The 8062-nt window shown below is 64.6% G+C and carries 6 protein-coding genes, 1 tRNA gene and 2 pseudogenes; 8 read left to right on the top strand and 1 reads right to left on the bottom strand.

Annotated features, from left to right (window positions below):
* The 3 genes and pseudogenes from QZM72_RS34210 to QZM72_RS34200 form a co-directional block, all read left to right on the top strand.
* Window positions 1-233 (top strand): annotated as a pseudogene (locus QZM72_RS34210) (acetyl-coenzyme A synthetase); the annotation flags it as partial.
* 85 nt (window positions 234-318) lie between these two features.
* The gene (locus QZM72_RS34205) at window positions 319-663 is read left to right on the top strand and encodes a DUF4212 domain-containing protein (RefSeq protein WP_089467864.1); all 345 of its coding nucleotides are present in this window, start codon (window positions 319-321) and stop codon (window positions 661-663) included.
* A 3-nt stretch (window positions 664-666) separates the two neighbouring features.
* A complete protein-coding gene (locus QZM72_RS34200; protein ID WP_089467863.1) occupies window positions 667-2682 on the top strand; it encodes a sodium:solute symporter family protein in 2016 nt (671 codons plus the stop codon).
* A gap of 84 nt (window positions 2683-2766) precedes the next feature.
* Here QZM72_RS34200 and QZM72_RS34195 read toward each other — a convergent pair.
* Window positions 2767-2857 (bottom strand) — tRNA-Ser (locus QZM72_RS34195).
* 385 nt (window positions 2858-3242) lie between these two features.
* Here QZM72_RS34195 and QZM72_RS34190 point away from each other — a divergent pair.
* The 5 genes and pseudogenes from QZM72_RS34190 to QZM72_RS34170 all read left to right on the top strand — a co-directional run.
* Window positions 3243-4030, top strand: a pseudogene (locus QZM72_RS34190) (virulence factor); the annotation flags it as partial.
* Between the two features lie 350 nt (window positions 4031-4380).
* Window positions 4381-5487 (top strand): toxic anion resistance protein, encoded by a 1107-nt coding sequence (locus QZM72_RS34185; RefSeq protein WP_089467862.1) that lies wholly within the window; start codon window positions 4381-4383, stop codon window positions 5485-5487.
* Window positions 5488-5507: 20 nt separating this feature from the next.
* On the top strand, window positions 5508-6248 hold the full coding sequence (locus tag QZM72_RS34180) for a VWA domain-containing protein (protein WP_301740307.1): 741 nt from the start codon (window positions 5508-5510) through the stop codon (window positions 6246-6248).
* A 43-nt stretch (window positions 6249-6291) separates the two neighbouring features.
* On the top strand, window positions 6292-7308 hold the full coding sequence (locus QZM72_RS34175) for a DUF475 domain-containing protein (protein ID WP_301740306.1): 1017 nt from the start codon (window positions 6292-6294) through the stop codon (window positions 7306-7308).
* Between the two features lie 97 nt (window positions 7309-7405).
* Window positions 7406-8062, top strand: a complete 657-nt coding sequence (locus QZM72_RS34170) for a TerD family protein (RefSeq protein ID WP_301740305.1) — start codon at window positions 7406-7408, stop codon at window positions 8060-8062.

Below are 8062 nucleotides of genomic sequence, written 5' to 3'. Positions count from 1 at the left end.
AAGGCGACGAAGCGGCGGCGCTCGCGAAGACGCTGCGCGACTGGGTCGGCAAGCAGATCGGGCCGATCGCGAAGCCGAAGGACATCCGCTTCGGCGACAACCTGCCGAAGACGCGCTCGGGCAAGATTATGCGGCGCCTGTTGCGCTCGCTCGCGAAGGGCGAGGCGATCACGCAGGATACGTCCACGCTCGAGAATCCGGCCATCCTCGAGCAGCTCACCGAAGTGCGCTGAACGCCTGCCGGTTGCGCATCACGCGCACGAGCCCCTGCGCGGCAATCCCGATTGCCCGCGCAGGGGCTTTTTGCTACATAACGGCATGACCGTTCCGACCCGTTCGGCGCCTGCCGCGCCACCCCCCGTTCCCGCACCGCTCGCGCGTGCGCACGCACGCTACTGGCGCTTCAACGTCGCGCTGATCGCGGTGCTGATGGTGATCGGCTTCTCGGTGTCGTTCATCGTGCCGTTCTTCGGGCCCGCGCTCGCCGGCGTGCGCTTCGCCGGCTTCAGCCTGCCGTTCTATGTCGGCGCGCAGGGTGCGATTCTCGTGTACCTCGTGCTGATCGCCGTCTACATCGGGTTGATGCAACGCGCGGACCGCACGCTGCGCCGCGCGTACGACGAGCATGCGGCACGCGCCGACCATGCGAACGGCGGGCGCTGATTCATGCTGACGCATCGACTGATACGCGCGTACGCGCTCTATACGCTCGGATTTCTCGGGTTCGTGCTGCTGATGTGGCGGATCGAGCGCGCGACGGGCTCGGGCGTGTGGATCGGCTACGTGTTCCTGTTCGTGCCGATCGCCGTGTATGCGGTGATCGGGTTGTTGTCGCGCACGTCCGATCTGGTCGAGTACTACGTGGCGGGGCGGCGCGTGCCGTCCGCGTTCAACGGGATGGCGACGGCGGCCGACTGGCTGTCCGCGGCGTCTTTCATCGGCCTGGCCGGCTCGCTCTATGCCACCGGTTACGACGCGCTCGCCTACATGATGGGCTGGACGGGCGGGTTCTGCCTCGTTGCGTTCCTGCTCGCGCCGTATGTGCGCAAGCTCGCGCGCTACACGATTCCCGATTTTCTCGGCACGCGCTTTTCGAGCACGGCCGTGCGCGCGCTTGCAGCCGGCGCGGCGATCCTGTGTTCGTTCGTGTACTTGGTCGCGCAGATCCAGGGAATCGGCCTGATCGCGACGCGCTTCATCGGCGTCGATTTCGCGATCGGCATCTTCTGCGGGCTGGCGGGCATTCTCGTGTGCTCTTTTCTCGGCGGAATGCGGGCGGTCACATGGACCCAGGTCGCGCAGTACATCATCCTGATCAGCGCGATCCTGATCCCGGTGTCGCTGATCGCGATGAAGAACGGGCTCGGCCCCGTGCCGCAGTTCAATTACGGCAAGCTGATGGAGCGTGTCGCGGCGCGCGAGGCGCAGGTGCGCGACGCGCGCGACGAGCAGCAGGTGCGCGATGCGTACCGCCGGCAGGCCGCGGACATCCAGACGCGGCTCGACCGGTTGCCGGCGTCCTATGCGGATGCGCGCCGGCATCTCGTCGACCAGCTTGCGGACCTGCGGCGCCACAACGGGCCGCTGCGCGAGATCAGCCAGCGCGAGCGCGAGTTGGCCGATTTTCCGCGTGACCCGGCGGCGGCGCGCGTGGCGTGGACGCAGGCGCGTGACGACCTGCTCGCGCGTGCCGAGCCGCCGGTGCCGATGCACGAGCCGTTTCCGGCCGCGAGCGAAGACGAGCGCAAGCCGCGGGAGCGGAATTTCCTCGCGCTGCTGCTGTGCCTGTCGCTCGGCACCGCGAGCCTGCCGCACATCCTGACGCGCTACAACACGACCACGTCGGTCGCGTCGGCGCGGCGGTCGGTCGGCTGGACGCTGTTCTTCATCGCGCTGTTCTACCTGAGCGTGCCGGTGCTTGCGGCGCTGATCAAGTACGAGATTCTCGCGAATCTCGTCGGGCGGCCGTTCGCCGAATTGCCCGCGTGGGTCACGCAATGGCATCACTTCGAACCCGACCTGATCAGCGTCGTGGAGGTGATTCGCGACGGCATCGTGCACTGGTCGGAAATCCAGATGCAGCCGGACATGGTCGTGCTGGCCGCGCCGGAGATCGCCGGGCTGCCGTACGTGGTGTCGGGGCTCATCGCGGCCGGTGCGCTGGCCGCGGCGCTGTCGACCGCGGACGGGCTGTTGCTGACGATCGCGAACGCACTGTCGCACGACGTCTATTACTGCATGGTCGCGCCCGATGCGTCGAGCCAGCGGCGGGTGACGATCTCCAAGGTGCTACTGCTGGGCGTGGCGCTGTTCGCGTCGTATGTCGCGTCGCTCAATACCGGGAAGATCCTGTTTCTCGTCGGCGCCGCGTTTTCGCTGGCGGCGTCGAGCTTCTTTCCGGTGCTGGTGCTGGGCGTGTTCTGGAAGCGCACGACGACGCGTGGCGCGATTGCCGGGATGGTGACGGGCTTGGCGGTGTGCGTGTATTACATCGTGTCGACTTATCCGTTCTTCACGCAACTGACCGGGTTCGCCGGGCGCACGTGGTTCGGGATCGAGCCGATCAGTTCGGGCGTGTTCGGCGTGCCGGCGGGGTTCGCAGTGGCGATCGTGGTGAGTCTGTGTGATAAGCGGCCGGATGAGTATACGCGGGCGTTGGTGGATTATATTCGGCATCCGTGAGGGGGACGCGGAGCAGGGCGTATCGACGTTCCAAAATGAAAAGCCTCCTGATTTCTCAGGGAAATCAAGAGGCTTCATCGATTCTGGCGGAGAGAGGGGGATTCGAACCCCCGATAGGCGATTAACCTATACACGCTTTCCAGGCGTGCGACTTAAACCACTCATCCATCTCTCCGGAAGAACGAGAGTATAGCAAACTCTGGTGGCGGCCCGCCACTCCCTTGCGCGCCGATAGAAGAGGGATGCTTCAACGAAGGCTATGACTCCCCGTCGGCTGGGCGCGATGCCGACAAGAAGGACAAGCGGGATGACGATCCCTACGACAACTTCGACGCGAAGTCGAAAAAATTCGAGACCGAGGCTGATGCGCTGAAAGCGCAGCGTGACGCTGAATCCGAGGCCGCTCAGCGGTATGAGGATTATTCGATTCTTCGCATGGAAGCGAGACGGTCGAAGAATCGCGAATGGGTGGACAAGGATGGGCGGGTGGTCGGAGAGGACGATCCGACAACTGCATCGGCTGACTACACCAAATGGAGGAACCAGCAGGTCTTCGACAGGAGATCGGCAATCCGTCGGCAAAAGACCTGTGGAGCCACGACACGCCGCCCGATGTGCACGTGACGTCGGGCCAGGGAAATGCCGGCTTCACGTCGCTGAACGCCGCTCTGGATTACTTGGCCGCGCATCCGACAAAAGCGTATGGGTGATGAGCTGGGACGCGCCAAGCTTTCCCCCGCAGGACGAACAGCTCAACGAGAACATGGTGGTGTTGTTCCTCGCCGGCCCGAATCTGAAGACCGAGCGGGAACCGCTGGCATGGATCGGCAAGGCGGCGCAAGGCAGTGCCCAGGATTTCGACGCGAAGCAGGGCAGCCGCCGCGGGGGGCCGGCATGGAATTCGACGATCGATGCGGCGGCAGGCAATGCGTGCGTCACGGTCTCGTCGCTGAACTACGTTATCCACGACGCGGGCAAGGGCAGCGTGGCCGCGTCGGCAAGGGCTGCGTCGCTTTCGCAAGGGCTCGCGGCAGCCGTGCCGGAAAGCGACCTCCGCGACGCGACCTTCAACACGTCGGCACTGCTCGGTGACATGGGTGCCGGCGCGGCGTTGACCGATGTGGCGCTCGCGATCGGCCGTGCAAATCACCTCGGCGGAAACGTGCTCGTGGCGGGAACGACCGACGCCGAGCGTCCGACGGCCGTGGTGGTGGTCGCGCCGTCGAAGCTGAGGCCGATCGATCCCGGCAAGGACTGGTTCCGCGCACGCGGGGAGAACAACGCGTACTTGCCGTGGTGGGGCCGCCGTCACGACGCGCGCCCGGCGTCGCAAGGCTATTCGTACTAGGACGCGACGTAAGGGCCGGCGTTAAGCAATCTGTAACAATCAGCGGAATAGTGGGCGCCTGGTTCTTTCAAAATGCTTTCTTTTTTTCGTGGCCGCTGCACACCGGGAAGTTCGGATTCACGCTCCATCAAGGCACTTGTCCTGGCGTTGCCGGAAGTAGTGTTGGAATTCCCGCCGCATATATTACAGATCGTATGGAAAGTGAAAGAATTCCACGGCTTGACGTGCCGCACCGTCGCCATTTATTGTCCGTCTGCCGCCCGTGAGAGAGCACGACGGCCATCGCGCAAGCGCGCCTCGCGCGCACGACAACACGTAGCAAAAAGCAGAAAAGGAAACGTGGTAGCCACATGAAGCCGCTATTCGACGACAACAAATCCGATGCGGTCAGCGATCGTCCTTCCACGCCGTCTTTGTCGCCCGTCGCCGTGCCAGCCGCCGTCGCCAACGCTGCCAACGTCGTCGTGCCGGCAACTCAGCCGACGGAGCACGCGCGCCTGATCACCGTCGACGAGATCGACCAGCTCGGCGCGACGCAGGGCACGCGGATCGCCGCCTTCTCCCAGCAGATTCTCGCGAGCGTCCGCGCATCGGACGCCGACCAGTTCGGCGACAAGCTCAACGAGCTGATCGCGACCGCGAAGGGGCTCGACCCGCGCGGCGCCGACAAGGGCGGGCTGCTCACGCAGGTCACGCGGCTGTTCCGCTCGACCAAGGAGAAGCTGCTGTCGCAATACGAATCGGTGAGCAAGCGGATGGACACGCTCGTCGTCGAGCTCGAAAACCATGCGCAGCGCCAGAAGGCCGGCATCGACGAGCTCGAGCGGATGTACAACGACAACTACGCGCTGCACCAGGAGCTCGCGCAGGCGAAGGCGCATGGCGAAACGTCGCTTGCGACGCTGCGCGCGCATCTGGCGGCCGGCCAGCAGCCGGCGGACGATGCGTTCGCCGCGCAGCGTCTGCTCGACGTGAAGCGCAAGGTCGACGCGCTCGAAAGCAAGCTCGACGATCTCGACCGCGCGATGCTGATGTCGAAGCAGCTCGCGCCGCAGATCCGGATGGAGCAGGACCAGAAACGCACGCTGACGTCGAAGTTCATGACGATCAAGACGGTGCTGATCCCCGCGTGGACCAACGCGTTCGCGCTCTACCTCGAACAGCTCAGCACGAAGCGCGCGGCGGCGCTCGCGAACGCGACGTACGACGCGGCCGACGAGGCGATCCGTGCGCAAGCCGACCTGAACCGCCAGAACGCTCAGGAAGTCGCGAAGCTCGGCCAGCGCCCGGTGATCTCGACCGACACGTTCGAATACGCGCAGCAGCAGTTGTTCGGCGCGTTCGACGACATCACGCAGATCATCGCCGACGGCCGCCGCCAGCGCGAGCAGGACGCGCCGCGCCTGCGCCAGCTCGAACAGGACCTGATCACCCGATTCGCTCCGAAGCACAACTAAGAGAACTGAGAGAACACCGCATGATTACGCTTGAGAAACGCGCGGCGAAGGTCGCGATCGTCCTCGAAAAACGTCAGATCCTGAAGCCGCCGGTCGTGCGCGTCGGCGCGGCGCTCGACATCTCGGGCTCCGCGAAGCCGCTGTATCAGTCGGGCGTGATCCAGGAGACGCATGACCGGATTCTCGGCATTGCACTGAAGTTCGACGACAACGGCGAAGTCGACACGTGGACCTTCACCGAAGGCTACGACCGCCTGCCGACCGCGACGCCGGACAACTACGGCTCGTACATTTCCGATCACGTGCTCAATGCACGGATCGAAAAATGGGGCGGCACGCAGTACGCCCCGGTGATGAACGACATCGTCGACTTCTTCTTCCGCGCGCCGGAGCCGAAGCGCGAGGAAAAGCGCGGCTTTCTCAGCCGGCTGTTCGGCGGTGCGGACGACACGCCCGCGCCGGCCGCGTCCGCGCCCGCGAACGGCCATCTGCCGGCATGGGTGCTGTTCGTCACCGACGGCCAGAACCCGAAGAACGACCGCAAGCGCGTGCGTCAACTGCTGGCCGAATCGCAGCACTTCCCGCTGTACTGGTCGCTCGTCGGCGTCGGCGATCCGAGCGAATTCGACTTCCTCGCGGAAGTGGCGGACGAAATGCCGAACGTCGGTTTCCTCCATCTCGAATCGCTCGACCTGAGCGACGAACAGATCTACGAACAACTGATCACGCAGGAATTCTGCGACTGGGTGCGCGCGAAGTAAGCGCGTGCCGCCTGCCCATTTTTCTGAACTCGATTACTCCATCATGTTGAAAGACTTCAAGATCCCGTTATCGCTCACGGCGCTCGCGCTGATCGCGGCCTATCTCCTCGGCGGCGTGAAGGACATGCTGATCGTCGCGGTCCTGTGCGTGCTCGAAATTTCGCTGTCGCTCGACAACGCGGTCGTCAACGCATCGGTGCTGAAGAACTGGTCGGAGAAGTGGCGCAACCGCTTCATGGTGTTCGGCCTGCCGGTCGCGGTGTTTGGCATGCGGCTCGTGTTTCCGCTGCTGATCGTCGCGGTGATCGGCCACATCGGCCTGTGGGACGCGCTGACGCTCGCGGTCGAATCGCCGGACAAGTACGCGGCGGTGCTGACGTCCGCGCATCACGAGGTGTCGGCGTTCGGCGGCGCGTTCCTGCTGATGGTGTTCTTCAAGTTCATGCTCGACACCGAGAAGGACGAGCACTGGATCGGCTTCCTCGAAGGCCCGATGCGCCATCTCGGCCGCATCACCGCGCTGGAAGTGGCGCTGACGCTCGCGATCGTGATCGTCGCGTCGTTCTACGTGCCGGCGGCCGAACAGGTGAGCTTCCTGCTCGCGGGCGCGTTCGGCGTGATCGGCTTCGTGATCGCGCACGGCGTGGGCGACCTGGTCGGCGGCGAGGACACGGGCACGCGCGTGGTGCGCGAAGGCGTCGCGGGCTTCATGTATCTGGAAGTGCTCGATTCGTCGTTCAGCTTCGATGGCGTGATCGGCGCGTTCGCGCTGTCGAACAACATCTTCCTGATCGCGCTCGGCCTGGGCGTCGGCGCGGCCTACATCCGGGAAATGACGCTCGTGTTGCTGAAGAAGGGCACGCTCGCGCAGTACCGCTTTCTCGAGCACGGCGCGTTCTGGGCGATCGGCGCGCTCGCGACGATCATGTTCCTCGGCGTGAAGTTCGAGGTGCCCGAAGTCGTCACCGGCCTGATCGGCGCGGCGATGATCGCCGCGGCCGTATGGTCGTCGATCGTCGTGCAGCGCAAGGAAGACCGCGCGGCGGTGGCGAGCAAGTAAGCGCGTCACGCGATACGAACACCATCCACGAAGGGGCCGCCGCGCGCGGCCCGGCATCGCCGCCGGCGCAACGGCGGTTCCAGCAGAAGAGGTTCAGATGATCAATTTGTCGAAAGGCGGTCGCGTCAACCTGTCGAAGGAAGCGCCCGGCACGCAGAAATTCCGCATCGGTCTCGGTTGGGACGCGAACGCGACGGACACGGGCACGGATTTCGATCTCGACGTGTCGGTGTTCCTGTGCAAGTACGACGCGCAGAGCAATCCGAAACTGATCTCGGATCAGCATTTCGTGTTCTACAACAGCGAAGTGCGCACGATGGAGCGCAAGGAAACCTTCATCCAGCCGGGCGATGATTTCCCGAAGCGCGGGATGCCTGCGTCGAAGTGCCTGGGCGTCGTGCATAGCGGCGACAACCGCACGGGCAGCGGCGACGGCGACGACGAAGTGATCTTCATCGACATCACGAAGCTCGCGGCCGACGTCGAGGAAATCTCGGTGGTCGTGACGATCGACCAGGCCGAAGCGCGCCGCCAGAATTTCGGGCAGGTTCGCAACAGCTACATTCAGATCGCCGACGAGGTGTCGGGCGCGGTGATCGCGAAGTACGCGCTCGAGGAAGACTTCTCGATGGAGACGTCGGTGCAGGTCGGCAGCTTCTATCGCCGTGACGGCCACTTCATGTTCAAGGCGGTCGGCGCCGGCTACAACCGCGGCCTCGGCGATTTCGTCCGCGCGTACGGCGGCGCGGTCTGA

The sequence above is a fragment of the Burkholderia sp. AU45388 genome (assembly GCF_030481585.1).
GTDB lineage: Bacteria > Pseudomonadota > Gammaproteobacteria > Burkholderiales > Burkholderiaceae > Burkholderia > Burkholderia sola.
The sequence above is the reverse complement of the archived record's forward strand: the minus strand, read 5'-3'. Positions and strand labels throughout refer to the sequence as shown.